20 protein-coding genes and 1 rRNA gene are annotated in these 25851 nt (G+C 74.4%); 9 read left to right on the plus strand and 12 right to left on the minus strand.

All coding sequences use genetic code 11. The annotated features are described in order from the left end of the window. Nucleotides 1-12: 12 nt before the first annotated feature. The 3 genes from KSE_RS14325 to KSE_RS14335 all read right to left on the minus strand — a co-directional run bounded on the left by KSE_RS14325 (nt 13) and on the right by KSE_RS14335 (nt 5039). Nucleotides 13-1854 (minus strand): carbamoyltransferase family protein, encoded by a 1842-nt coding sequence (locus KSE_RS14325; RefSeq protein WP_014136031.1) that lies wholly within the window; start codon nt 1852-1854, stop codon nt 13-15. A 33-nt stretch (nt 1855-1887) separates the two neighbouring features. Further along, a complete protein-coding gene (locus tag KSE_RS14330; RefSeq protein ID WP_014136032.1) occupies nt 1888-4050 on the minus strand; it encodes an iron-containing redox enzyme family protein in 2163 nt (720 codons plus the stop codon). Nucleotides 4051-4286: 236 nt separating this feature from the next. Continuing rightward, nucleotides 4287-5039: an SDR family oxidoreductase gene (locus KSE_RS14335; RefSeq protein WP_014136033.1), complete on the minus strand. Its 753-nt coding sequence runs from the start codon at nt 5037-5039 to the stop codon at nt 4287-4289. A 421-nt stretch (nt 5040-5460) separates the two neighbouring features. Here KSE_RS14335 and KSE_RS42130 point away from each other — a divergent pair, with 421 nt between their 5' ends. Further along, nucleotides 5461-6399: a helix-turn-helix transcriptional regulator gene (locus KSE_RS42130; RefSeq protein WP_231873168.1), complete on the plus strand. Its 939-nt coding sequence runs from the start codon at nt 5461-5463 to the stop codon at nt 6397-6399. Nucleotides 6400-6488: 89 nt separating this feature from the next. Here KSE_RS42130 and KSE_RS14345 read toward each other — a convergent pair whose 3' ends face one another. Beyond that, complete coding sequence (locus KSE_RS14345) at nt 6489-6998, minus strand: DUF6912 family protein (RefSeq protein ID WP_014136035.1); 510 nt, start codon at nt 6996-6998, stop codon at nt 6489-6491. A gap of 370 nt (nt 6999-7368) precedes the next feature. Between KSE_RS14345 and KSE_RS38410 the strand changes: the two genes are divergently transcribed. Next, nucleotides 7369-7926, plus strand: coding sequence for an Rv3235 family protein (locus KSE_RS38410; protein WP_014136036.1), 558 nt, complete (start codon nt 7369-7371; stop codon nt 7924-7926). A gap of 74 nt (nt 7927-8000) precedes the next feature. Here KSE_RS38410 and secA read toward each other — a convergent pair whose 3' ends face one another. Beyond that, complete coding sequence (secA, locus tag KSE_RS14355) at nt 8001-10778, minus strand: preprotein translocase subunit SecA (RefSeq protein ID WP_014136037.1); 2778 nt, start codon at nt 10776-10778, stop codon at nt 8001-8003. Nucleotides 10779-10997: 219 nt separating this feature from the next. On the opposite strand from secA, the gene KSE_RS14360 reads away from it, so the two are divergent. After that, nucleotides 10998-12254: a winged helix-turn-helix domain-containing protein gene (locus KSE_RS14360; RefSeq protein ID WP_014136038.1), complete on the plus strand. Its 1257-nt coding sequence runs from the start codon at nt 10998-11000 to the stop codon at nt 12252-12254. A 43-nt stretch (nt 12255-12297) separates the two neighbouring features. Here the strand turns inward: KSE_RS14360 and KSE_RS14365 are convergent, their stop codons facing one another. Next, on the minus strand, nt 12298-13023 hold the full coding sequence (locus KSE_RS14365; RefSeq protein ID WP_014136039.1) for a response regulator: 726 nt from the start codon (nt 13021-13023) through the stop codon (nt 12298-12300). 179 nt (nt 13024-13202) lie between these two features. Beyond that, complete coding sequence (gene hpf, locus KSE_RS14370; protein ID WP_014136040.1) at nt 13203-13895, minus strand: ribosome hibernation-promoting factor, HPF/YfiA family; 693 nt, start codon at nt 13893-13895, stop codon at nt 13203-13205. A gap of 370 nt (nt 13896-14265) precedes the next feature. On the opposite strand from hpf, the gene KSE_RS14375 reads away from it, so the two are divergent. Next, complete coding sequence (locus KSE_RS14375; protein WP_014136041.1) at nt 14266-15045, plus strand: ComF family protein; 780 nt, start codon at nt 14266-14268, stop codon at nt 15043-15045. Nucleotides 15046-15090: 45 nt separating this feature from the next. On the opposite strand, the gene KSE_RS14380 is transcribed toward KSE_RS14375, so the two are convergent. The 3 genes from KSE_RS14380 to mtrA are packed head-to-tail and all read right to left on the minus strand — an operon-like array spanning nt 15091 to nt 19704. Next, complete coding sequence (locus tag KSE_RS14380; protein ID WP_014136042.1) at nt 15091-16947, minus strand: LpqB family beta-propeller domain-containing protein; 1857 nt, start codon at nt 16945-16947, stop codon at nt 15091-15093. Continuing rightward, nucleotides 16922-19024 carry an MtrAB system histidine kinase MtrB gene (mtrB, locus tag KSE_RS14385; protein WP_014136043.1) on the minus strand — a complete coding sequence of 701 codons (2103 nt, stop codon included), beginning with the start codon at nt 19022-19024 and terminating at the stop codon, nt 16922-16924. The genes KSE_RS14380 and mtrB overlap by 26 nt, the downstream gene beginning before the upstream one ends. A gap of 2 nt (nt 19025-19026) precedes the next feature. After that, the gene (gene mtrA / locus KSE_RS14390; RefSeq protein WP_014136044.1) at nt 19027-19704 is read right to left on the minus strand and encodes an MtrAB system response regulator MtrA; all 678 of its coding nucleotides are present in this window, start codon (nt 19702-19704) and stop codon (nt 19027-19029) included. 227 nt (nt 19705-19931) lie between these two features. Between mtrA and KSE_RS14395 the strand changes: the two genes are divergently transcribed. From KSE_RS14395 to KSE_RS14415, 5 genes are all read left to right on the plus strand, one after another. Further along, the gene (locus KSE_RS14395) at nt 19932-20993 is read left to right on the plus strand and encodes a glycerophosphoryl diester phosphodiesterase membrane domain-containing protein (RefSeq protein WP_014136045.1); all 1062 of its coding nucleotides are present in this window, start codon (nt 19932-19934) and stop codon (nt 20991-20993) included. A gap of 5 nt (nt 20994-20998) precedes the next feature. Next, nucleotides 20999-21676 (plus strand): DUF4129 domain-containing protein, encoded by a 678-nt coding sequence (locus KSE_RS14400; RefSeq protein ID WP_014136046.1) that lies wholly within the window; start codon nt 20999-21001, stop codon nt 21674-21676. Further along, nucleotides 21673-22938: a DUF4350 domain-containing protein gene (locus KSE_RS45810; protein ID WP_014136047.1), complete on the plus strand. Its 1266-nt coding sequence runs from the start codon at nt 21673-21675 to the stop codon at nt 22936-22938. Before KSE_RS14400 ends, KSE_RS45810 begins: the two co-directional genes overlap by 4 nt. Further along, nucleotides 22917-23921, plus strand: a complete 1005-nt coding sequence (locus tag KSE_RS14410) for an AAA family ATPase (protein ID WP_051055225.1) — start codon at nt 22917-22919, stop codon at nt 23919-23921. The genes KSE_RS45810 and KSE_RS14410 overlap by 22 nt, the downstream gene beginning before the upstream one ends. A 71-nt stretch (nt 23922-23992) precedes the next feature. Then, complete coding sequence (locus KSE_RS14415) at nt 23993-25306, plus strand: DUF58 domain-containing protein (protein WP_014136049.1); 1314 nt, start codon at nt 23993-23995, stop codon at nt 25304-25306. Nucleotides 25307-25313: 7 nt separating this feature from the next. Here the strand turns inward: KSE_RS14415 and KSE_RS14420 are convergent, their stop codons facing one another. Beyond that, a complete protein-coding gene (locus tag KSE_RS14420) occupies nt 25314-25466 on the minus strand; it encodes an HAD family hydrolase (protein WP_197540791.1) in 153 nt (50 codons plus the stop codon). A 251-nt stretch (nt 25467-25717) separates the two neighbouring features. After that, nucleotides 25718-25834: ribosomal RNA gene (gene rrf, locus KSE_RS14425) — 5S ribosomal RNA — on the minus strand. Nucleotides 25835-25851: the final 17 nt, after the last annotated feature.

The following is a 25851-nucleotide window of genomic DNA, read 5'->3' on the forward strand; positions in this document are numbered from 1 at the left end:
GGTGTGGGGGGCTCAGTCCAGCGGGATGGCCTCGCGCCAGTCGACGTCCTCGCGCCACTGCGGCTGGTCGGCCTTGCTGAGCAGGAAGGAGCCCAGCGCGAGGTAGTCGATGTTGGTGCGCATGAAGCAGGTGTAGGCGTCGGCCGGGGTGTTCACGATCGGTTCGCCGCGCACGTTGAAGGAGGTGTTGACGAGCACCGGGCAGCCGGTGGCCTCCTTGAACGCGGTCAGCAGCCGGTGGTACGGGGCGTTGTTGTGGGCCGCCACGGTCTGCACCCGGGCGGAGCGGTCCACGTGGGTGACCGCGGGGATGGTGGAGCGCGGCACCTTCAGCAGGTCCAGGCCGCTGACGCCGGCCGCCGCGGCGTCCGCGTCCGGGATCAGCCGGGCCTGCGCCACCGGCGCGACCACCAGCATGTACGGGCTCTCCTGCGGGAGGTCGAAGTAGTCCTTGGTGTCGGACTCCAGGACGGAGGGCGCGAACGGCCGGAACGACTCCCGGAACTTGATCTTGAGGTTCATCTCGGACTGCATCCGCGGGGACCGCGCGTCGCCGATGATCGAGCGCGCGCCGAGCGCCCGCGGACCGAACTCCATCCGCCCCTGGAACCAGCCGACGATCTTCTCCTCGGCCAGCACCTCGGCGACCCGCCCGGCCAGCGCCTCGGGGGTGAGCCGCTCGTGCGGGATCCGCTCGCGCTCCAGGTAGGCGGCGATCTCGTCGTCGCCGTAGGCCGGGCCGAGCAGCGAGCCGCTCATCGCGTCGCGGCCGGTGCCCAGGTGCGGGCGGTCCGCGCCGCGCTCGTGGGCGACGGCCAGCGCGGCGCCGAGCGCGCCGCCGGCGTCGCCCGCGGCGGGCTGGATCCACACCTCGTCGAAGACCCCGTCCTGGATGATCTTCCCGTTGGCCACGCAGTTCAGCGCGACGCCGCCGGCCAGGCAGAGCCGGGACTCGCCGGTGCGCTCGCGGGCCGTCCGGGCCAGCTTCAGCACCACCTCCTCGGTGACCTGCTGGACGGACGCGGCGAGGTCGAACTCCCGCTCGGTCAGCGGGCTCTCGGGCATCCGGCGGGGGCCGCCGAAGAGCTGCTCGAAGCCCTTGCCGGTCATCACCTCGCCGCGCAGGTACGCGAAGTACCGCATGTCGAGGCGGAACGAGCCGTCCGGCTTGACGTCGATCAGCCGCTCCCGGATCAGCTCCGCGTAGCGCGGCTTGCCGTACGGGGCGAGGCCCATCAGCTTGTACTCGCCGGAGTCCACCTTGAACCCGCAGAAGTACGTGAACGCCGAGTACAGCAGGCCGAGCGAGTGCGGGAAGCGGATCTCCGCCAGCGCGTCCAGGCTGCCGCCGCGGCCGTGCCAGAGCGTGGTGGTGGCCCACTCGCCGACGCCGTCGACGCAGAGCACCGCGGCCGACTCGTACGGGCTGGGGAAGAACGCCGAGGCGGCGTGCGACTCGTGGTGGCGGCGCGCCAGCACCTCGGGCACCCGGCCGAGGCCGAGGCCCTCCAGCTCGCGGCGGACCTCGCCGAGGGTGTCGCGCTTCCAGTCCAGCCAGGCCGGCAGGGTGCGGCTGAAGGCGCCGTAGGAGCGCGGCGCGGAGGCGGCGAAGGTGGAGAGCACCCGCCGGTACTTCAGCGCGGGGTCCTCGTAGTAGGCGATCGCGGAGACGTCGTCGAGGGTGGCGCCGGCCTCCCGCAGGCAGTACGCGACGGCCTGCGCGGGGAAGGCCGGGTCGTGGCGGCGGCGGCTGAACCGCTCCTCCTGCGCGGCGGCCAGCGGGACACCGCCGGAGACCAGGGCGGCGGCACTGTCGTGGTAGTAGGCGGAGAGCCCAAGAACCAGGTCGGGCATGGGGGTCGAAGCTCCTTCACGCGTACGGCGTTGTCAGGGGGCGGGTACGGCGACCGGCGGCGCGGCGTGCTGGGCGCGCCGCTGGGCCTGGCGGGCCCGGAATCCGGAGGGCGGGGTCAGCGACCGGTAGCCGGTGCGGACCCGGGCCCACTCCTCGGCCCGGCGGGTGGCCGGCACGGTGGCCATGTGGGCGTCCACGGCGTCCGCCGCCCAGGCGGAGTGCCCGGTGGAGACGTTGTCGATGGTGTTGTGCAGGTCGACGAAGCGGGTGCTGAACCCGTGCGTCTTGAGGGCGATCCGGGCCCTGCGGTACGAGCCGCCGACCCCGGACAGCTCCATCGCGAGGTTCAGGCCGAGGATCTCCGGCCGGAACGTGTGCGGGAAGCGGCCGACGGACAGCCAGTACACGGGCAGTTCGAAGGAGCCGTCCCGGAACCCCGGCCACCGGGCGAACTCCCGGGAGTCGGTGGGCGGCACCTGCTGGCCCATCTCCGCCAGCACCTGGCGGTAGATCAGCGGGTGGTTCAACCGCGGCTCGCCGTTGCCGAGTTCGTCCCAGTAGGTCTCGAAGAGCGAGAAGCCGACCTCGGAGCCGGCGTCCTCGTACTCGGTGAACCCCTGCAGCCAGGCGCCGTCGATCAGCGTCAGCGGGGCCAACTGCACGGTGGAGTCGACGAGTTCCTCCCGGGTGGGGACGGGGACCTCCCGCCCCTCCTCGAACTCGGCGCCGTGCCGGTCGTGCTGGGCCGACAGCCACGGGCGCATCCCCTCGGCCGGCCAGGCCGCCGGGAGGCGGGTCTCCGCGCGGTCCAGGCCGTGCCCGGAACGGGCCAGCCAGCCGCTGGCGTAGCGGTGCGCCCAGTCGTGCGCGGCCGGGGTGGTGTCCCGGCGCAGCAGCAGCCAGTACGCCTCGCGGAGGTCCGCGGGCGCCCGGTCGCCGCCGGTCGCGGAGGCCGGGAAGGACGGCAGCGCGGGGGCGGGCGCGGCCGGCGGGGCGGCGGGGCGGGCGGCCGGTGCCGCCGGCCCGGCCTCCTGGTCGAGGTCCCGCTCCGCGCGCGGCGGCAGCGAGTCGATCCAGCGGCGGACCACCGCCAGGTCCTCCGGGGAGAAGACCCGGAACATCGGACCGCGCTCCCCCACCAGCCCGTTGACCAGTGAACTCGCCTCCGAGCGGCCGGGCTTGACCATCCGGCTGCGGGCCAGGACGTCCAGGAACGGCAGCGGGTCGGTGCGGCACTCGGTGAGCCAGAGCGAGAGCGACCTGCCCTCCATGGCGAACTCGTGGTGGTAGACGGAGCCCTCGCGGGCCCGCTGCCGCATCAGTTCGGCCATCGCGTGCACCGGGTCGAGGGCGTCCTCGACCAGGTGGTGCAGCCGGGCGCTCCAGGCCCGCAGCGCGCCCAGCGCCCAGCGGAAGCCCTCGGCCACCCGCGGCGCCGCCGCGGCGCCGAGCGCCTCGGCGGCGTCCAGCGCCAGCCGGCGGCCGTCCGGCTCGCCGGCCCGGCGGGCGGCGCCCGGGTCGACCGCCGCCCAGTCCGTCAGGTGCGGGTGGGCCCGGCGGACCGCGGCGAGCGCGGGCGGCAGCCCGATCTCGCGCAGGCAGAGGTCGGCGCCGACGATCTCCGGCCCGAAGTCCTCCGGCCGGCGGCCCAGCGCCAGCAGCAGCGCGGGCACGCCGAACGCGTCCTCGTCGATCCGCTGGTCCTGGGCGAGCCGCGCCGCGGGGACGGCGTGCTCGGCCAGTTCCAGGCGCTGCAGCAGGGCGAGGTACGCCGCGCCGCGCGAGGCGTGCGGGTGTCCGGCGCCGAGGTCGGCGGCGTACAGGTTGAGCACCCGCAGGGCGGGCACCCGCTCGGCGTTGCCGGGCGCGCTGAGCCACTGCAGCCACGCTCCCGAGAGCAGGGACAGCGGCGCGCAGGAGAGCGCGGCCCGCCGTACCAGGGCGTCCCGGTCGGTGTCGGTGGCGGCCCGGTCGAGCAGGGCGGTGAAGCGCCCGCGCTCCTCGTCGGCCCAGCGCGCGGCGTCCGCGCGCAGTCCGTCGAGGCTCTCACCGGACCGGTCCGGTGTCGCGGACCGGCCCAGGCCGGCCCGCAGTTCGGCCCGCAGTTCGTCCCGTAGCGAGTCGCCGGGCAAGAGGCTCTCGGGGGCGCACGCCCGGGCGAACACGAGGCGTGCGGTGAGGGAGGTGGTCGGCACCTTCGGAATTCCTTTCCGCCGCTCCGGGGGGAAACGGTCAGAACATCGGGTAGATGGAGGCGTCGTTCTTCTTGCGCCGCTTGCGCCCGAAGAGTTTCTCTACGAACTTCTGCCACAGGGACATGGCGGATCACCCGGCCTTTCCAGCTGGATCTGTCTTCGGTATCCGATATCCGGTATTCGGTATTCGGTCGTCGGTGGGGGATTTTCCGCGGCCGCCGGAGGGAGTGGGGCCGTCAGGCGGAGAAGATCGGACCGCGGTGGGTCTTGTGCTGCGCGGCCTGGGCGACCGGCCGGACCACCAGGTGGTCGACGTTGACGTGCGCGGGCAGCGCCACGGTGAGCGCCACGCAGGCGGCGACGTCCTCGGCGGTCAGCGGCCGGTCGACGCCGGCGTAGACGGCGGCGGCCTTCGCCGCGTCGCCGCCGAAGCGGTTGAGGGCGAACTCCTCGGTGTGCACCATGCCGGGGGCGATCTCCACCACCCGGATCGGGGTGCCGCACAGCTCCAGCCGGAGGGTCTCGGCCAGCGCGTGCTCGCCGTGCTTGGCGACGCTGTAGCCGGCCCCGCCCTCGTAGTTCACGAACGCGGCGGTGGAGGTGACGGTGACGATGGTGGCGCCCTCGGCCGAGGCGCGCAGCAGCGGCAGCAGGGTGCGGGTGACGTGCAGGGTGCCCAGCACGTTCACCGCGAACATCCGCTGCCAGTCGGCCCCGGTCGCCTCGGCGACCGGCTCGGCGCCCAGCGCCCCGCCCGCGACGTTGACCAGCAGGTCGCAGGCCGGCAGGCCGCCGAGGGCCGCGCGGACCGCCTCCGGGTCGGTGATGTCGCAGACCACCGCCGTGCCGCCGGTCTCCCGGGCGAGCTCGGCCAGCCGGTCGGCCCGGCGGGCGACCAGGACGACGTGGTAGCCGTCCTCGGCCAGCCGCCGCGCGGTGGCCTTTCCGATTCCGCTGCTGGCGCCAGTGACCACCGCGGTGCGGGTCATCGTGTGTGTCCTTCGGGGAGTGGAGATGGGAGGAGGAGCCGGACCGACCGGGGTCAGCCCCAGGCGGAATCCCCGAGGGGACTCGCGGTGATTCCGGTCGGGACCGGAGCGGGCGCGCCCTCCGCGGCGGCGGGGCCGGCGGTTCCGGCGAGTCCGATGACCGGCAGGACGGCCAGGAGAATGATTCCCAGGCCGGCCGCACGGGCCGCCGGCTTTCGCCGGGCGAGGGATTTTCCGCGAAGAGCATTCATGTCTGCACCCGTTCAGGAAATTGGGCTCCGGAGTTCGTCAGGAAGAGCTTTCCAGTCCGGATGCGCGGCAGACAGGGGGGGCTGGCAGGATCTACCTGCAGTGCACGAAAATGCAGGGAGAGCATATGTGCGGAAACACTGAGAATGCCGGACCAAACGGACACGTGGAGATGTGCGAGCGGGGCCTGAACACGTACCGCGAGGTCCTGCGCGGCCGTCCCGCCCCGGACGACCCGCCGGCCTGCGTCCTGGAGTGGGGCCTGCTCAGCCGCTCCCCGGAGACCGGCGCGCTGGTCCCCGTCCCGCCGGAGGTCGCGGTCTTCGGCCTCACCCAGCCCGTCGAGCGCGCGATCCTGGAGCACCAGCACCGGCTGGCCGCCATCCGGGTGTCGATCTCCCACCTGGAGGGCGTCTACCGGGAGGCCCGCCAGGAGGACTCGCTGGTGCACCGGCTGATCGGCGCCGACGTCATCAGCACCGCCCTGGAGCAAGCGGTCAGCGCCTGCACCGGCGAACTGCTCACCATGCAGCCCGGCGGGGGCCGCGCCCCCGCCCTGCTCGCCGAGGCCCTCCCGCGCGACCTGCAGCTGGCCGCCCGCGGCGTGCACCAGCGGACGCTCTACCAGCACTCCGTCCGCACCCACGGGCCGACCCTGGCGTACGTCGAGCAGGTCGGCGCGGCCGGCGCCGAGGTCCGCACCTCCGACGAGCTGTTCGAGCGGCTCATCGTGTGCGACCGCGCCATCGCCTTCATCCCCAGCGTGCGCGACCGCAGCACCGAGGCGCTGGCGATCCGGCACCCCGGCATCGTGCGCTACCTGGTCCGCTCCTTCGAGCTGGAGTGGGAGCGCTCCAGGCCGATGACGATGCTCCAGGAGGCCGGGGCGGAGGTGCTGTCCGACAAGATCCACCACGCCGTGCTGCGCCTGCTGGTCCACGGCGTGCCCGACAAGGCGATCGCGAGCCGGCTCGGCATCAGCCTGCGCTCGGTGGCCAACCACGTGAAGCGCGCCTGCGACGCCACCGGCAGCCGCAGCCGCACCGAACTCGGCTACCAGCTCGCCGTCCGGGGCCTGGTCGACCCGGCCCCCGACCCGGCGGACGGCTGACCCGGGGCCCGGGCCGGGAACGCCGAGGACCCCGCCGGGGCGGGGTCCTCACGACGGCCGGGAGCGGCCGGGAGCAGGCGCTCGGGCACTCAGGCGATCAGGCTCGGGATCTCCTGGATCGCGAACCACAGCAGGTCGTGGTCCTCCGCGCCGTCCACGGTGAACTGCGCGTCCTGGTCGCCCTCGTCGGCGGCGACGATCGCGGCGGCCGCGGCGGCCACGTCGGCCAGCACGTCCGGGTCGGTGTCGTCCGCGTGCACCGCGGCGGCCTTGGCCAGCCGGATCGAGCCGGCCAGCACCACCCGGCCGAGCGAGGCCTGGTCCTGGTACTCGTCGCCGGGGAAGCGGCTCACCGCCGAGTCGGCGACCTCGACGGCCAGCACCACCCGGCGGCACGGCGCCTCCGGGTCGGCGGCAAGCAGCCGGACCGAGGAGAGCGCCGCCCGGTTCAGCGCCGCGTACTCCAGTTCCTCCAGGTCGTCGCTGACGTACCACTCGCGCAGCGCGGGCGTCACCGCGTAGGCGACGCTCTGCTCCAGCACGCCCTCCGGGTGCGCCACCGCCAGGTCCTTCAACGTGGTGGGCACGTACACGCGCATCGGGGGCACCCTTCTGACGGTCTCACTGTGCGACGAATCAAGAATACGCAGCCCGCCCGGCCCGCCGTACCCGCGCTCCCCGCCCCCGCCCCCGCCACCGCCCGTCCGCGCTCCCCGCCCGCCGGGCCGGTGCGCCGATCAGGTCACCGCCCGCGTCCCCCTACGGGCCCCGCCCGGACCGACCGGCCGTCAACTCGCGCGCCCGGCGCCGCCGGCGGCAGCGTTGCGGGCAGCGGCCCGCCACCCGTACGGGTGGATTTCCGCGGCCCGCCGGAACCCGGGAAACCCCCTTGGAACGGCCCCGGCCCGCCCGGTAGCAAAGGCCCCGACAGACGACCGCCGCCCCGACTCCCCCGCCGAAAGGGCCCTGATGACCGAGCCGCTCACCCGGACGCCCGGCCCCCGGATCCACCCGCTGGTCCGGCCCGCCCCCGCCGACCGCCGCCCGGTCCGCCATCCGCACCCGCTGCCGCCCGGGCACCCGTCGGGCCCGCCCGCCGGCCCGCACCCGCCGGCCGCCCGGCAGGCCCGCAGCCCGCGCGCGGCCTGCGACGGCGGCCGCCCGGCGGCCCACCGGCCCCGGACGGCCGCACCGGGCAGCACGGGGCACGCCGAGCTGGCGGGCCGGTTCGCGCACCGGCTGGTCGAGGTGCTGTGCGGGGAGCGCCCGGTGCACCAGTTGCAGCGGCACACCACGCTGCCGGGCTTCCACCAGCTCGCGACCCTGGTGCGGACGGGCGCGCTGCGCCCGCGCGGCCGGGTGCTGCGGCCCCGGCTGGGCCGGGTGCACGACTGCGTGCCGGTCCCGGGCGCGGTGGAGGTCTGCGTGCGGGTCGAACTCGGCGTCCGGCACCACCTGTTGGCGTTCCGGCTGGAGCGGCACGGCCGCACCGGCCAGTGGCAGTGCGCCGCCGTGGAGACCGGGTGAGCGCCCGGGGAACAGCGCGGCGGGGCGCCACCCCCGTGAGGAGTGGCGCCCCGCCGTCCGGAGCCCGGTCCGGGTCAGCCCTTGCGGCGCCGGCCGCCCTTGGCCGCCTTGGCGGCCTTGCGGCGCTCGGCGCGGGTCAGGCCGTCGCCCTCGCCGACCAGCCCGTCCTCGTCGAAGTCGCCCTCGATCACGCCGCCGCCGATCTCGTCGGACGGGGCGGTGTAGTGCAGCTTCTTGCGCTCGGGGGCCTCCAGGCCCTTGGCGCGGATCTCCGGGCGGGCGGCCGGGACGGCGTCCTTCTCCAGCTTGTCGAGCAGCACCTGCTCGTCGTCCGGCACCGGGACCTCCTCGACCTGCTGCTCGACCTGGACCTCCAGGTTGAACAGGTAGCCGACGGACTCCTCCTTGATGCCCTCCATCATCGCGGAGAACAGGTCGAAGCCCTCGCGCTGGTACTCGACCAGCGGGTCGCGCTGGGCGTAGGCGCGCAGCGCGATGCCCTCCTGGAGGTAGTCCATCTCGTAGAGGTGCTCGCGCCAGCGGCGGTCCAGCACCGACAGGACGACCCGGCGCTCCAGCTCGCGCATGATCTGGTCGCCGAGCTGGTCCTCGCGGCGGCCGTAGGCGGCGGCCACGTCCTCCTGGATGGCCTTGGTGAGGTACTCGGGGGTGAGCCCGCCCTGGTCCGCGGCCTCCTCCTCCAGCGCGTCCAGGTCGAGCGAGACCGGGTAGAGCTGCTTGAGCGCGGTCCACAGCTTGTCGAGGTCCCAGTCGTCCTCGAAGCCCTCGCCGGTGGCGGCGTTGACGTACGCGGCGACGGTGTCGTCCATGAAGTGGCCGACCTGCTCCTGCAGGTCCTCGCCCTCCAGGACGCGGCGGCGCTCGCCGTAGATGACCTCGCGCTGGCGGTTGAGGACCTCGTCGTACTTGAGGACGTTCTTGCGGATCTCGAAGTTCTGCTGCTCGACCTGGGTCTGCGCGGAGGCGATGGCGCGGGTGACCATCTTCGACTCGATCGGGACGTCCTCGGGGACGTTCGCCATCGACAGCACGCGCTCGACCATGCCGGCCTTGAACAGGCGCATCAGGTCGTCGCCCAGCGAGAGGTAGAACCGGGACTCGCCCGGGTCGCCCTGGCGGCCGGAGCGGCCGCGCAGCTGGTTGTCGATCCGGCGGGACTCGTGCCGCTCGGTGCCCAGGACGTACAGGCCGCCGATCTCCTGCACCTCCTCCTGCTCCGCCTTGACCGCGAGCTTGGCCTTCTCCAGCGCCTCCGGGAAGCCGGCCTCGTACTCCTCCGGGGTGTCCTCGGGGGTGATGCCGCGCTGGGCCAGCTCGGCGGCGGCCAGGTGCTCGGAGTTGCCGCCGAGCATGATGTCGGTGCCGCGGCCGGCCATGTTGGTGGCGACGGTGACGGCGCCCTTGCGGCCGGCCTGCGCGACGATCTGCGCCTCGCGCTCGTGGTGCTTGGCGTTCAGCACCTCGTGCGGGATGCCGCGCTTGCGCAGCTCCTGCGACAGGTACTCGGACTTCTCGACCGAGACGGTGCCGACCAGGACCGGCTGGCCCTTCTCGTGCCGCTCGGCGATGTCCTCGACCACGGCGGCGAACTTGGCCGGCTCCGACTTGTAGATCAGGTCGGGCTGGTCGATCCGCTTCGGGGTCTTGTTGGTCGGGATCGGGACGACGCCGAGCTTGTAGATCTGGTGGAACTCGGCCGCCTCGGTGGTGCCGGTACCGGTCATGCCGGAGAGCTTGCCGTAGAGGCGGAAGAAGTTCTGCAGGGTGATGGTGGCCAGCGTCTGGTTCTCGTTCTGGACCTCGACGCCTTCCTTGGCCTCGATCGCCTGGTGCATGCCCTCGTTGTAGCGGCGGCCGGCCAGGATGCGGCCGGTGTGCTCGTCGACGATCATGACCTCGCCGTTGATGACGACGTAGTCCTTGTCGGCCTTGTAGAGCTCCTTGGCCTTGATGGCGTTGTTCAGGAAGCCCACCAGCGGGGTGTTCACCGACTCGTAGAGGTTGTCGATGCCCAGGTAGTCCTCGACCCGGCCGACGCCCTCCTCCAGGATGCCGACGGTGCGCTTCTTCTCGTCGACCTCGTAGTCGCGGTCGATCTTGAGGCGCTGCACCAGCTTGGCGAAGTCGTTGTACCACTTGGTGGCCTGGTCGGCCGGGCCCGAGATGATCAGCGGGGTGCGGGCCTCGTCGATCAGGATCGAGTCGACCTCGTCGACGATCGCGAAGTTGTGGCCGCGCTGCACCAGTTCGTCCTGCGACCACGCCATGTTGTCGCGCAGGTAGTCGAAGCCGAACTCGTTGTTGGTGCCGTACGTGATGTCCATCGCGTACTGGCGCTTGCGCTCGGCCGGCGACATGTTCGCCAGGATCACGCCGACCTCCAGGCCGAGGAAGCGGTGCACCCGGCCCATCCACTCCGAGTCGCGCTCGGCGAGGTAGTCGTTGACGGTGATCAGGTGCACGCCCTTGCCGGTCAGCGCGTTCAGGTACGCGGGCAGGGTGCCGACCAGGGTCTTGCCCTCGCCGGTGCGCATCTCGGCGACGTGGCCGTGGTGGAGGGCCGCGCCGCCCATGATCTGGACGTCGTAGTGGCGCTGGCCCAGCACGCGCTTGGCGGCCTCGCGGACCGTCGCGAACGCCTCGGGCAGGATGTCGTCGAGGGTCTCGCCCTCGGCCAGGCGGTTCTTGTACTCGTCGGTCAGCGCGCGCAGCTCTTCGTCGGTGAGGTTGACGAAGTCCTCTTCGATCGAGTTGACCTGGGCGGCAATCCGCTGCAGCTTGCGGAGGATCTTGCCCTCGCCTGCGCGCAGGATCTTGTCGAAGACGGACACGTGAGCGGGCTCCTTGCCTCATTCGGCTCTGGATGACTGCCGGTGGGGAGTTCACCCCACCGTACGGGCCATCGTATGCGAGGACTCCGAGCGGCCGGGAGGTCCGTCAGCACGCTATTCCTGTGTCACCCCTGGGAGCACATCGCCCGATGCCGGGGCCAAACGGTCAAAGCGGTTCGCCGACGGCCCGTTGTCAGTGCCCTCGCCTAGCCTCGCCCCATGGCCAACCCCCCTGCCGAACCCCTCGCCGGCACCCCCGCCGCGGCCGCCGCGAGCCCCGCCGCTGCCAAGCCCCGCACGGCTCCGGCGGCTCCGGCGGCCCCCGCGCCGGTCGCCCGGATCACCGCCGACCACGCCCGCCGGCTCGCGCTGCGCGCCCAGGGCCTGCTCGGCTCCCCCGACCGCCGGGCCGGCGCCGCGGGCGTCCTGCGGCAGCTCGGCGCCGTCCAGTTGGACACCATCTCGGTGCTGGCCCGCTCGCACGAACTGGTGCCGTACGCCCGGCTCGGCGCGGTCGGCCGCCGCCCGGTCGAGCAGGCGTACTGGGGGCACGGCACCGCGTTCGAGTACTGGTCGCACGCGGCCTGCGTGCTGCCGATGGAGGACTGGCCGCTGTTCGCCTTCCGCCGCCGCGCGTACCGGGACAAGGGGCGCGTCTGGGGCCACCCGATCTCCCCCGGGTCCTACGCCGAGGTGATCGACCGGCTGCGCGCCGAGGGCCCGTTGACCTCCACCGGGCTCGGCGGCGCCAAGAGGACCTCCGAGTGGTGGGACTGGTCCGACACCAAGACCGCCGTGGAGCGGGCGCTCGCCTTCGGCGACGTGGTGGTGACCGAGCGACGCGGCTGGAAGCGGGTCTACGACCTGGCCGAACGGGCCGTCCCGGCCGGGCTGTTCGGGCGCGAGCCGTCCGACGCCGAGTGCCTGACCGCGCTGGTGGCCAGGGCCGGCGCCGCGCTGGGCGTCGCCACCCGCTCCGACCTGCAGGACTACCACCGCCTGAAGGCCGCCCAGTTGGACGCCGCGCTCCCCGGCTCGGGCCTCGTCCCGGTCGAGGTCGAGGGCTGGGACGCCCCGGCCTGGGCCGACCCGGCGGCGCTCGCCACCGAGCCGCGCGGCCGGCACCGCACCGCCCTGCTCTCCCCGTTCGACTCGCTGATCTGGGACCGCGCCCGCACCGAGCGGATCTTCGGCATGACCCACCGGCTGGAGGCGTACACCCCCAAGCACAAGCGGGTGCACGGCTACTTCGCGATGCCGCTGCTGGCCGGCGGCCGGCTGGTCGGCCGGGTCGACCCGGCCCGCGAGGGGACGACCCTGGTGGCCCGCCAGGTCTCGCTGGACGGCCCGCGGCACGTCCCGGCGCTGGCCGAGGCGCTGCGCGAGGCCGCCGGGTGGACGGGCTGCGGCGCCGTCCGGGTGGAGCGGCTGGACGACGAGTCGCTCCGGCCGGAGCTGGAGAAGCTGCTGGGCTGAGCGGCCCGCCCGGGAGCGGCCGGCGGCCGCTCCCGGCCCGCGCTCAGCCTATTTCGAGGATCTTCTCCCGCATGGCGTAGACCACGGCCTCCATCCGGGAGTGCAGCTGCAGCTTCTCCAGGATGTTGCGCACGTGGTTCTTCACGGTGTTCTCGCTGATGAACAGCTCCTTGGCGATCTCCCGGTTGTTCATCCCGGTGGCCACCAGCTTGAGCACCTCCAGCTCCCGGTCGGTCAGCCGGGGCGCGGGCAGCAGCTCCCGGTCGTCCGAGCGGCGCTGGATCATCGACTTGAACTCGGTCAGCAGCTTGGCCGCCATCGAGGGGCTGATCTGCGACTGCCCGTCGGCCACCGCGCGGATCGCGGTGGCCACCTCGTCGGTGGAGATCTCCTTCAGCAGGTAGCCGGTGGCCCCCGCCTTGATCGCCTCGTAGAGGTCGGCCTCCTCGTCGCTGATCGTCAGCATGATGATCTTGGCGCTGGGCACCACGTCCTTGATCGCGGTGCACGCCTCGATGCCGCTGCGCCGCGGCATCCGGACGTCCATCAGGATGATGTCCGGCAGCAGGTCGGCGGCCTTCAGCACGGCCTCCGCGCCGTCGCCCGCCTCGCCGATCACCCGGATGTCCTGCTCCTCGGCCAGCACGATCTCCAGGCCCCGGCGGAACAGCGCGTGGTCGTCCACCACCAGCACCCGGATCGGCTCCGCGCGGCCCGGCGGGAAGCCGTCGTCCTCGGACTCCCGGCCCGCGCGCGAAAGCTCCCCCATCCGCTTCTCCCCCGCCCTCAGGTCACGTCCGACCCGCCCATCATTCCACGGCCGGGGGCCGGTCCGGTCACCCTGCGGCGCCGAACCGCCCGGCTGGGTGACTCCGCGCGCGGGTGACCCCGGCGGCCGGTCCGGCCGCCGGGGTCACCGTGCTCCCCGCCCGGGGCGGGGCGGCGCCGTCAGTCCTCGTCGGGCCCGTTGATCGCGCCGCCGGCCCCGGCGGCGTCCGCGGCGGCGGCCAGGTCCTCCTTCAGGTGGATCACGCCGTAGTGGTAGCCGTGCCGGCGGTAGACCACGCTCGGCAGCCCGCTGTCCTTCTCCTGGAAGAGGTAGAAGTCGTGGCCGACCAGCTCCATCGCGTACAGCGCCTGGTCCAGCGACATCGGCGCCGCGGCGTGGGTCTTCTCGCGGACCACCAGCGGCCCGTCGCCCTCGACCTCCAGGTTGCCGGCGACGGTCTTGCGGGCCGCGCCGTTGACGCTCGGGGCGGCCTCGGTGGCGGGCAGGTCGGCCAGCGCGGCGGTCGCCGCGGAGACGCTGAGCGGCGTCCGCCCGTTGGTCCCGCCCTTGTGCACCCGGCGGCGGTCCGCGGACTTGCGCAGCTGCGCCTCCAGCTTCGCGGAGGCCAGGTCCAGCGCCGCCCACGGGTCGTTGGCGGACGCCTCGGCCCGGATCACCGGGCCCCGGCTGCGGAGGGTGATCTCCACCCGGTCGGAACGGTCGGCCTGACGCGGATTGTGCTCCTTGGACACCTCGACATCCAGGCTGATCGCCTTGGTGTCGAACTTCTGGACCTTCTCCAGCTTCTCGGCCACGTGCTCGCGGAACCTCTTGGGCACCTCGGTCTTGCGGCCCTTGACGACGATGTCCACGCAGAACTCCGATCCCTCGTGCTGACCGGTTCGGTGTGCGTCCCGAACCGGCGTGAGACCCAGCCGGACCAGTCGGCCGCCGCCGCCCGCCGGGCGCCGCCCGGAGAGCCGACGAGGACCACCGGCCCTCTTACCTCACTTCCTCCCCACCAGGAGCGTTCGAAACCCCTGGAAGCCTCATGCAACACCCGACGCGGGGATATCGCCTCCCCAGTCGAACGGAACGTACCGGCGTGCGGCCGGCGGCCCGGCTGTTCCCCCCTGTTTACCCACCTACGGGTGAAACAAGGGTGAACGGCTGGACAACACGCCCGGCACCGCCCACCGTATGGCTGATGTCGCCGCCCGGCGAGCGTTCCGGAGGGGTTCCGTGACGAGCCGCAGCACCGCCCACCAGCCCGGATCCGGCCCCGTCCGGGCCGTCGCCGCCCTGCTCGACCTGCTGCTCCCGGCCCGCTGCGCCGGCTGCGGGAGCGGCCTCGGCGGCCTCTGCCCGCTCTGCCGCGCGCTGCTGGCCGGCACCGCCGCCGGGCCGGCCGGCCCGCACCGCCCGCCCCCCGGACTGCCGCCGGTGCACGCCGCCGCGCCCTACGCCGGGCCGGTGCGCCACCTGCTGCTCGCCCACAAGGAGCGCGGCGCGCTCCGGCTGGCCGCCCCGCTGGGCGGCGCGCTGGCCGCCGCCGTGCGCTCCGCCACCGGGGCGGGCGCCGCCCCGCTGCTGCTGGTGCCGGTGCCCTCGGCGCGGGCCGCGACCCGGGCCCGCGGCCACGACCCGACGCTGCGGCTGGCCCGGGCGGCCGCCCGCGAGCTGCGCCGCGGCGGGATCGCCACCCTGGTCGCGCCGGTGCTGCGGCACAGCCGCCCGGTGGCCGACCAGGCGGGCCTGGGCGCGGCCGAGCGGCACCGCAACCTGGACGGCGCGCTGGCCGTCCCGGCCCGGCTGGCGGGCCCGCTGGCCGGGCACCGGCTGGTGCTGGTGGACGACCTGGTGACCACCGGGGCGAGCCTGGCCGAGGCGGCCCGGGCGCTGCGCGCGGCGGGCTGCCCGCCGCGGGCGGCGGCGACCGTCGCGGCCACCGCCCGGCGCGGGGCGGGCCCGGGGCGGCGCGGGGCGGTGCCGGGGGAGGCCGGGCTCAGCCCGGGCCGGTGAACGGCGCCGGGGCCGGTCCGGCCCCGGTCGGCCGCGGCCCGGCCGTCAGCCCGGGTAGCTGAACGCGCCGGGGTTGCCCTTGCTGGGCACCTCGTGCCACTGGTTGTCCTTGAGCCGGTAGAGGCCGTGGTCGGAGACGGTGAGCACGGCGGGCCCGGCGGGTCCGGTCGGGTCGGCGGGCAGCCGGGCCTCGGTGGCGGACAGCGCGGTCATCGACTCGCCGCCCTGCAGCGGGGAGTCGGTGGACTGCGAGCCGTCGGTGCCGAGGAAGTGCAGCTGCTGCAGCCGGTCGACCTCCTTGCCGAGCACCACCAGCTGGTCGGTGTCGCCCCAGGAGACGGCGGCGACCTCGGTCAGCTGGGGGGCGACGTCGCGCAGCCCGGTGATCCGGGCGGTCGGGTTCTTCGAGCTGCCGTCGTGCCGCACCAGGCCGAGCGCCAGCTTGGCCGGGCCGTCGCCGCGGCTGAGCAGCAGCGCGATCCGGGTGCCGTCGGAGGAGATCCGCAGCGACCGGACGGTCCGCCCGTCCAGCCCGTCGACCTGCACCGGGACGACGGTGCGCTCGCGCACCATCAGCACCCGGGGCGCGGCCGGGTCGCGGTCGACCAGCCAGAGGTCCTGCCGGCCGTCCCAGCTGGGCGAGGCCAGGCCCTGGTCGGGCGCGGGGGCGCGGCTGGCGACGATCCGCTCGCCGTACTTGGCGTTCTCGGTGAGCTCGACCTCGACCAGTTCGCGGCCGTCGGCGCCGATCGCGGCGGCGGCGTTGCCGTCCCGGCGGACGGCGACGGCGCCGGTGCCGGGGTGGAAGCCGCCGGCCTGCGGGGCCTGGCCGAGCGGCCCGGGGACGGGGACCGGGTCCAGGCCCTCCTGGTAGGTGCTGAGCCGGCCGTCCTCGGTCTGGATGTACGCCCGGACGCCGTTGTCGGTGCCGGCCAGCGCGCCGGGGGCTACCAGCGCGGCCTCGCCGGCGCTGAGCGAGCAGCTGCCGCCGGTGAGCGAGAGGTCGAGCCGGTCCAGCTTGCTCTGCTGGTCGGCGAGGGTCTGGAAGAGCTGCTGGGCCATCTGCTTGCAGGCGGCCGGGTCGCCGCCCTCCAGCTTGACGGTGGCCACCCGGTTGTCGCCGATGCTGGCGCCCTGCACCCGGACGCCGTCCAGCTTGCTGGTCACCACCGGGCCGAGCCAGCGCGAGGGGCCGTCCGCGGTGGCCTGGGCGGCCTCGGTCAGCGGGTCTATTCGGCGCCGCAGGTAGATCGGGTCGGGCACCAGCACCGGGGAGATCTGCGGGCGGGTGGCGGAGGTGTCGGGCGCGGCGAAGAAGTAGCGGTGGACCGGCTTGTAGGTGTTCTTGAAGTTGGTCTGGTCGACGATCAGGCCGTTCGGCAGGTCGCTGATCCGCCACTCGCCCTTGTCGGGGCCGTCGGACTCCTTCACGAAGGTGAAGACCCGGCCGTACGCCTGGCCGGCCGCGGCCTGGTAGGTGTGCTGCTCGTCGAGGGTGGCGACCTGCTTGCCCTCGACGCTGAGCTGGAAGGTGACGGCGTCGTCCGTGGGCTGGGACATGTCCATCTCCGGGGTGCCGGCCAGCACCACCACGCCGGCGTCGGGCTTCCAGGTCTTGGCCGCGACGGTGGTCAGGTACTGCTTGGCGGTGTCGTAGTCGGCCTGGTCGGCGTTGGAGGAGTCCAGGAATCCGTTCAGCAGGTCGCGGGGGCTCTCGCCCTTGCGCGGGGCGACCGGGTAGACGTGCACCTGGAGGGCGTCGGCGGCGTTCTGCGACACCTCCAGGCGCTGCGGGGCGCCGCCGGAGGGCATCGACACGCAGCCGGTGGCGGCGGTCGCCAGCAGCACGGTCCAGCCCGCCGCGAGGGCCCGCCGGTCAGTCGTCCTGTCGGTCCTGCGCACCGGCGGTCCCCTCCTGGTCGGTCTCGGCGCCGTCCGGTGCGGGCGGGGCCGACTGGGTCGGGCGGCCGCGGTCGACCACGATCTGCGCGCCCGTGGCACCGTAACCCGTGACGTCCGAGGGGTCGGAGACCGGGGCGGCGGCGGGCCGGCCGAGCCCCGGACCGATGCTGAGGACGCCGCCGAGGCCGGAGCCGAAGGTGTGCCGCTCGGTGTCCGGGGTCTCCGGGACGGCGGTCGACTCGCCGCCGGTCAGCGCGGTCGCGCCGCGGGCGGTGCGGCGGTACGGGGCGCCGGCCGAGGACATGCCGCGGTTGTAGCGGGAGTCCTCCGGTTCCAGCCGGAACGGGGCCCGGGAGATCTCGCCGCCGCGGGTGCGCGGCAGGGTCAGCCGGAAGTGCGAGCCGCCGCCGGGTTCGCCCCAGGCCTGCAGCCAGCCGCCGTGCAGGTGGGCGTCCTCGACCGCGATGGACAGGCCGAGGCCGGTGCCGCCGGTGGTCCGCACCCGGGACGGGTCGGCCCGCCAGAACCGGTGGAACACCCGGGAGGCCTCGCCGGGCTTGAGGCCGATACCGTAGTCGCGGACGCCGACGGCGACCGCGCCCTCGGCCGAGCCGAGCCGGATCACCACGTCCCGGCCCTCGCCGTGCTCCAGCGCGTTGACCACCAGGTTGCGCAGGATCCGCTCGATCCGGCGGCCGTCGACCTCCGCGAGTACCGGGTTCTCGGCGCCGCGGATCAGCACCGCGCTGCCCTTGGCCCGGGCCAGCGGGTCGGCCGCCTCGACCACCCGGGTCACGATGCCCCGCAGGTCGACCGGCTCGGCGTCCAGGATCGCCGCGCCCGCGTCGAACCGGCTGATCTCCAGCAGGTCGGCGAGCAGCGACTCGAAGCGGTCCAGCTGGTCCTGGAGCAGCTCGGCGGAGCGGGCCGCCATCGGGTCCAGGTCCTCGCGGCTGTCGTAGATCAGGTCGGCGGCCATCCGGACGGTGGTCAGCGGGGTGCGCAGCTCGTGCGAGACGTCCGAGACGAACCGGCGCTGCACCCGGGAGAGCTCCTCCAGCTTGCGGATCTGCGCCTGCAGGCCGTTGGCCATCCGGTTGAACGACTCGCCGAGGCGGGCGATGTCGTCGGTGCCGGTGACCTTCATCCGCTCGTCGAAGTGCCCGGCGGCGAGCCGCTCGGAGATCCCGGCGGCCATCCGCACCGGCGTGACGACCTGCCGGACCACCAGCCAGGCGATGCAGCCCAGCAGGATGACCAGGAACAGCCCGGCGGTGGCCAGGGTGCCGATCACCAGGTTGAGGGTCGAGGTCTCCTGGTAGAAGGAGAACACGTAGTACAGCTGGTACGAGGTGCCGTCCGGGCCGGTGAACTGCTTGCCGATCGCCAGGCCCTTGTCGTCGTCGGGCTTGGCCTGGCTGTCCGGGGCGCGGTGCAGCTTGACCGGCTGCTCCTGCGGGTTGGACGGGTCGGCGGCGACCTTGGCGCGCAGCTCGGGGGTGATCGAGTCGGGCAGGATCGAGCCGGAGTAGCGGGCGCCGCGCAGGCCGGCGCTGGAGGCGCTGGCCTCCTGGCCGCCGGGGGCGAGCGCGATCACCGAGTAGACGCCGGAGCCGCCGGAGGCCAGGTCGGAGACCTGCTTGGTCAGCCAGGCGTTGATCTGGTCGCGGGTCGGGTCGGCGGTCGGGCCGGCCTTCGTCTGCAGGTTGATCGCCTCGTTGATCTTGTCCTGCTCGATCTGGAAGCCGCCCAGGGCCTGCCCGTGGGCGGACTTCTGCTTGGTCTCCAGCAGCCCGGTGCGCACCTGCGCGACCACCACCACGCCGAGCACCAGCACCACCACGAAGGAGAGCAGCAGCGTCATCGCCACCACCCGCAGCTGGATGGAGCGGCGGTACAGCGCCAGCAGCCGGCCCACCGGGTGCCGGAACGGGCGGACCACCGGCGCGAGCAGGTGCGCCCACCACCGGCGCCGGCGCGGCCGGCCGGTGGTGGAACTCAGCACGTCGCCGCGCACAGCGTGCTCCCCGCCGGACTGCTCGTCCGGCGGGGAGTGGTCGGCCTCGGTGTCGCTCATTCTCAGCCGGGCCCGGCCTTGTACCCGACACCGCGCACGGTGACGACGATCTCCGGGCGCTCCGGGTCCTTCTCGATCTTGGAGCGCAGGCGCTGCACGTGCACGTTGACCAGCCGGGTGTCGGCCGCGTGCCGGTAGCCCCAGACCTGCTCCAGCAGCACCTCGCGGGTGAACACCTGCCAGGGCTTGCGGGCCAGCGCGACCAGCAGGTCGAACTCCAGCGGGGTCAGCGGGATGCCGCGGCCCTCGCGCTTGACGGAGTGCCCGGCGACGTCGATCACCAGGTCCCCGATGGTCAGCTGCTCCGGCGTCGGCTCCTCGGCCCGGCGCAGCCGGGCCCGCACCCGGGCGACCAGTTCCTTGGGCTTGAACGGCTTCGTCACGTAGTCGTCCGCGCCCGACTCCAGGCCGACCACGATGTCGACCGTGTCGGTCTTCGCGGTCAGCATGACGATCGGGATGCCCGACTCGGCCCGGATCTGCCGGCACACGTCGATGCCGTCCCGTCCGGGCAGCATCAGGTCGAGCAGTACGAGGTCCGGCTTGGTCTCCCGGAAGGCGGCCAGCGCCTTGTCCCCGTCTGCGACGAAAAACGGCTCAAAACCTTCACCCCGCAGCACGATGCCGAGCATCTCGGCCAGTGCGGTGTCGTCATCGACGACGAGGACACGTCCCTTCATGTCTCCATCTTCTCATCACCCGAATGTGACCTGCGCCGCACGGCGGTGCCGTCCCACTGCCCCGACCTCGTATCGAACCAGTCATACCATCGCAAAGGTTGTGGTTCGGGGGCCTTGTCCGGACCGTTGTGGATCAGCAACGGGATACCCCTGGGGTACGCGTGCGCACCATGGCACGATAAGCACCCCGAAGCACCCGAGCCAGGGTGCCCCGACGAGGAGCGTCGATGACCGAGACCCCGGGCTGGACGTCACCCGGTTCTCCCGAAGCACCGCCCGGCAGCACCGGAACCGGCCACCCGGCCCCCGCGGCCGCCGCCCCGGCCCCCGCGACCGCCACGCTCCCGCCCGCCCCCGGCACCGGCCCGGTCCCGCTCCGCCCGCTCGGCTTCGGCGAACTGATGGACGGCGCCTTCGCCCTGGTCCGCCGCAACTGGCGGGCCGCGTACGGGCTGAGCCTGCTGCTGGGCGTCTCGCTCGAACTCCTCCAGGCCGGCGTCAACTGGTGGATCCACGTCGGCGGCACCTACACCCTGGCCGCCTCCTCCGACTACCTGCTGTGGCCGCTGAGCCTGCTGCTCGGCAGCCTCACCGCCGGACTGGTCGCCCCCGTGGTCGGCAACAGCCTGCTCGGCCGCGACACCACGCTCCGCGAGGCGTGGCAGCAGACCCGGCCCCGGCTCGGCGCCCTGCTCGGCCTGTGCCTGCTGCTCGGCGCGATCCTGCTCGGCTCGCTCGCCGTCCTGGTCGTCCCGCTGTTCGTGATCGCCGCCGTCACCGACCAGCCCGCGCTGCTGCTGCTGATCGTGTTCACCGCGCTGCCGATCGCCTGGCTGTGGATCAAGCTGCACCTGGCCGTGCCCGCGCTGGTGCTGGAGAAGCAGCCCGTGACCGGCGCGCTCAAGCGCTCCTGGCGGCTGACCGGCGGCGCCTGGTGGCGGATCTTCGGCCTGGTGCTGCTCTTCCAGGTGTGCCTCGGCATGGTCGCCACCGTGCTGACCATCCCGGCCCAGCTCGTCACCGAGGTCATCGGCACCATCCCCGCCTCCCCCGCCAACGACGACGCGACCGCCGCGATCGCCATCGGCGTCACCGCCGTCTTCGCCGCCGTCGCCCGCACCGTGCTCCTCCCGCTCGGCGGCGCCCTGCAGACCCTGATCTACACCGACCAGCGGATCCGCCGCGAGGCGCTCGACCTCGAACTCACCCGGGCCGTCGGCCTGTTCGACCCCGCCACCGCCGCCGCCCCGGCCCCGCCGGCCGGCCCCGCCGTGCCGCAGGGAGCCTGACCGCGATGGGATTCCGGGGGGAGGGGGCACTGCTCGCGGACGGCGCCCCCGTCGAGACACCGCGCGACGCGGCCCGCGACGCCGCCCACGAGGAACTCCGCAAGGCGGTCTACCACCAGCACGAGCCCGGCGTCGTCGAGCGCTTCGTCGACTGGGTGCAGCACCAGATCAGCCGGGCCGTGGACGGCGTCTCCACCCCGCTCGGCGGCGGCGGCAACGCCGCGCTCGCCCTGCTGATCGTGCTCGCCCTCGTCCTGGGCTTCGTGCTCTGGCGGCGCTACGGCGCGCCCCGCCGCGCCGCCCGCGCCACCGGAAAGCTGTTCACCGGCCCCGAGGGACCGCGCAGCGCCGCCGGGCACCGCGCCGACGCCGCCGCGCACGCCGCCGCCGGCGCCTGGGAGGACGCCGTCCGCGAGCAGATGCGCGCCCTGGTCCGCGCCCTGGAGGAACGCACCGTCCTGGCCCCCCGTCCCGGCCGCACCGCCGACGAAGCGGCCGCCGAGGCCGGCCGCGCCCTGCCCGACCACGCCCGCGAACTCGCCTCCGCGGCACGGCTGTTCGACGACATCGCGTTCGGCGATCGGCCCGCCGACGAACGCGCCTACCGGCTGCTCGCCGACCTCGACCAGACCCTCGGACGGACCAGGCCCGTCGCCGTCCCGGCCGGCGGAGGAACCGCATGACCACCGCCCCGCCCGCCGAGCTGTCCGGCGACCTGCCCGCCGCCCCGCCGCCCGCCACCGCCGCGCCCGGGCCCGAACCCGCGGCCGCCGCCCGGGAGTCCGGCCCCGCCCGGGCCGGCCACGGCCCGCGCGCCTGGCTGCGGCGCTCCCGCTGGTGGCTGCTGACCGTCCTGGTCCTGCTGCTGCTCGGCGGCCTGGTCGCCGGCATCCCCGGCAGCTCCGCCTACTCCGCGTTCGACCCGCGCAGCGGCGACCCGAACGGCACCCGCGCCGCCGACCAGCTGCTCCGGCGGCACGGCATCACCAGCCGCACCGCCGCCGGCCCCACCGAGCTCGCCGCCGCCCTGCGCGCCGACGACACCACCGTCGTCCTGACCGCCCCGGACGAGCTCGCCTACCAGGACCTCGCCGAGCTCACCGCGCTGCCCCGCGGCGCGCGCAGCCGCCTGGTCCTGGTCGCCCCCGAGCAGCCGCTGCTGAACGCGTTCGCCACCGGCGTCTCGCTCTCCGGCCACAGCGGCGGGAGCGGCACCGTGACCGACCCGTCCTGCCCGCTGCCCGAGGCCGTCAACGCCGGCCCCGCGACCGTCAACGGCCAGAGCTACCAGGGCCGCCCCGGCGACACCGAGTGCTACCGCGCCACCCTGCTCAGCCGCACCCGCGGCGACCAGCAGGTGGTGCTGCTCGGCAGCGGCACCCCGCTCACCAACCGGGCCCTCGACCAGGAGGGCAACGCCGCCCTCGCCCTCGGCCTGCTCGGCGCCCACCCCCGGCTGGTCTGGCAGACCCCGGACGGCCACGACTCCCACCAGGCCGCCACCGAGCGCAGGAGCCTCGGCGACTACGTCCCCGACGGCTGGTACTGGGGCACCTTCCAGCTCGCCCTGGCCGGCCTGTTCGCCGTCGCCTGGCGCGCCCGCCGGCTCGGCCCGGTGCTCACCGAGCGGCTGCCCGCCGTGGTCCGCGCCTCCGAGACCACCGAGGGCCGCGCCCGGCTCTACCACCGCGCGGGCGCCCGCGACCACGCCGCCGAGACGCTGCGCCGCGCCGCCCGCCGCCGGACCGCCGCCGCCCTCGGCCTCCCGCACACCTCCGGGGACCCCGACCCGGCCGCCCTCACCGCGGCCGCCGCCGCCCGGCTCGGACGCCCCTCCGCCGACCTCCAGCACCTGCTGTACGGCCCGGCCCCCACCGACGACGCCGCGCTGCTGCGGCTCGCCGACGACCTCGACGACATGGAATGGCAGGTACGACAGCCGTGACCGACCAGCTGCTCAAGACCGTCCCGGCGCAGTCCGGCGACGCCCGCGCCGCCCTCACCGGCCTGCGCGCGGAGATCGCCAAGGCCGTGGTCGGCCAGGACGCCGCCGTCACCGGCATCGTCGTGGCCCTGCTCTGCGGCGGCCACGTCCTGCTGGAGGGCGTCCCCGGCGTCGCCAAGACCCTCCTGGTCCGCACCCTGGCCACCGCGCTCGACGTCGGGACCAAGCGCATCCAGTTCACCCCCGACCTGATGCCCGGCGACGTCACCGGCTCGCTGGTCTACGACACCCGCACCGCCGAGTTCTCCTTCCAGCCCGGCCCGGTCTTCACCAACCTGCTGCTCGCCGACGAGATCAACCGCACCCCGCCGAAGACCCAGGCGTCCCTGCTGGAGGCCATGGAGGAGCGCCAGGTCACCGTCGACGGCGAACCCCGCAAGCTCCCCGAGCCGTTCCTGGTCGCCGCCACCCAGAACCCGGTCGAGTACGAGGGCACCTACCCGCTGCCCGAGGCCCAGCTGGACCGCTTCCTGATGAAGCTGATCCTCCCGCTGCCGACCCGCGACCAGGAGTTCCAGGTCCTGTCCCGGCACGCGAACGGCTTCGACCCGCGCGACCTCGCCGCGGCCGGCGTCCGCCCGGTCGCCAGCACCGCGCACCTGGCCGCCGCCCGCGCCGAGGTCGGCAAGCTGACCGTCTCCCCCGAGGTCCTGGCGTACATCGTCGACCTGGTCCGGGCCACCCGGCAGTCGCCCTCGCTCTCGATGGGCGTCTCCCCGCGCGGCGCCACCGCCCTGCTCAACACCTCCCGCGCCTGGGCCTGGCTGGCCGGCCGCGACTACGTCACCCCCGACGACGTCAAGGCGCTCGCCCTGCCCACCCTCCGGCACCGCGTCCAGCTCAGGGCCGAGGCCGAGATGGAGGGCACCACCGCCGACAGCGTCATCCAGGCCGTCCTCGCCCAGACGCCCGCCCCCCGGTAGCCCGCCCCGGGCCGGGGCCCTGTCCCCGGCCCGCCGCCGTCCCCGCCCCCAGAAAGCGAGCCAGCCACCCCATGGCCCTGACCGGCCGAACGGCCCTCATCGCCGCCCTCGGCGCCCTCCTGGTCGGTCTGCTCCTCCCCTCCTGGACGGGCATCGGCGCGGTCCTGCTGCCGCTGCTCGCCGCCGTCGCCGTCGACCTGCTGCTCGCCGCCCCGGTCCGCCGCCTGGTGCTGGAACGCTCCGGCGACCCGACCGTCCGCCTCGGCGAGGCCACCGGCGTCGACCTGCTCGTCAGCAACCCCTCCGGCCGCCCGCTGCGCGCCCGGATCCGCGACGCCTGGTACCCCTCCGCCTGGGCCCCCGGCACCGCGACGACCGCCTCCCGGCACCGGGTCACCGTCCCGGCCGGCGAGCGCCGCCGCCTCACCACCCCGCTGGCCCCCACCCGCCGCGGCGACCACCACGCCGGCCAGGTCACCGTCCGCTCGCTCGGCCCGCTCGGCCTGGCCGGCCGCCAGGCCAACCTGGACGCCCCCTGGCGGATCCGCGCCCTGCCCCCCTTCACCAGCCGCAAGCACCTCCCCTCCCGGCTGGCCCGGCTGCGCGAACTCGACGGCCGCACCTCCGTCCTGACCCGCGGCCAGGGCACCGAGTTCGACTCCCTGCGCGAGTACCTCCCCGGCGACGACGTCCGCTCCATCGACTGGCGCGCCAGCGCCCGCCGCAGCACCGTCGCCGTCCGCACCTGGCGCCCCGAACGCGACCGCCACGTCCTGATCGTCCTCGACACCGGACGCACCTCCGCCGGCCGCGTCGGCGACGCCCCCCGGCTGGACTCCGCGCTCGACGCCGCCCTGCTGCTCACCGCCCTCGCCACCAAGGCCGGCGACCGGGTCGACCTGCTCGCCCACGACCGCACCCGCCGCGCCGCCGTCGCCGGCCGCTCCCCCGCCGAGGTGCTGCCCGCCTTCACCGACGCGATGGCCCTGCTCGAACCCGCCCTGATCGAGACCGACCTGCGCACCCTCACCTCCACCGCCCTGCGGATGGCCCCCCAGCGCTCCCTGATCGTCCTGCTCACCGGCCTCGACGCGCACCAGGTCCAGGACGGGCTGCTCCCCCAGCTCCCCCTCCTGACCAAGCGCCACGAAATCGTCCTCGCCGCGGTCTCCGACCCCCGCCTCGACGAACTCGTCGACGCCCCCCGCACCACCGTCCGCGACGTCTACGCCGCCGCGGCCGCCGAACAGACCCGCGCCGACCGCCGCCGCACCGCGAACCTCCTCACCCGCCGCGGCGTCACCGTCCTCGACGCCCCACCGGAATCCATCGCGCCCGCGCTCGCCGACACCTACCTCGCCCTGAAGGCCGCCGGCCGCCTCTGAGGCCCCCTCAGACCCACTGCACCACCTCCCGCAGGCTCCCCACCAGCGCCGTCGCCCCCGCCGCCAGCAACCGCCCGGGCGGCGTCAGCGCCGTGTACCCCAGCACGTCCATCCCCGCGGCCCGCGCCGCCAGCACCCCGTTCGGACTGTCCTCCACCACCAGGCAGTCCCCCGGCACCACCCCGCACACCGCCGCCGCAGCTCCCCCAACACCTCCACCGCCCCCGGCACCGCCGCCACCCCCTCCCGGAACGCCGCGAACACCCGCTCGTGACACCGCGCCGTGAAGTCCTCCGACAACACCCCACCGAACCGCTCCGCCGCCACCTGGTGCACATTGCGCCCGGCGTTCGTCCCGGAAACGCGAGAAAGCCCCCCGACATCCCGTCGGGGGGCTTTCTCTCAATGATTGTTCGGCGGCGTCCTACTCTCCCACAGGGTCCCCCCTGCAGTACCATCGGCGCTGTGAGGCTTAGCTTCCGGGTTCGGAATGTAACCGGGCGTTTCCCTCACGCTATGACCACCGAAACACTATGAAACTGTGC

The organism is Kitasatospora setae KM-6054 (genome assembly GCF_000269985.1).
In the GTDB taxonomy this organism is placed as follows: Bacteria; Actinomycetota; Actinomycetes; order Streptomycetales; family Streptomycetaceae; genus Kitasatospora; species Kitasatospora setae.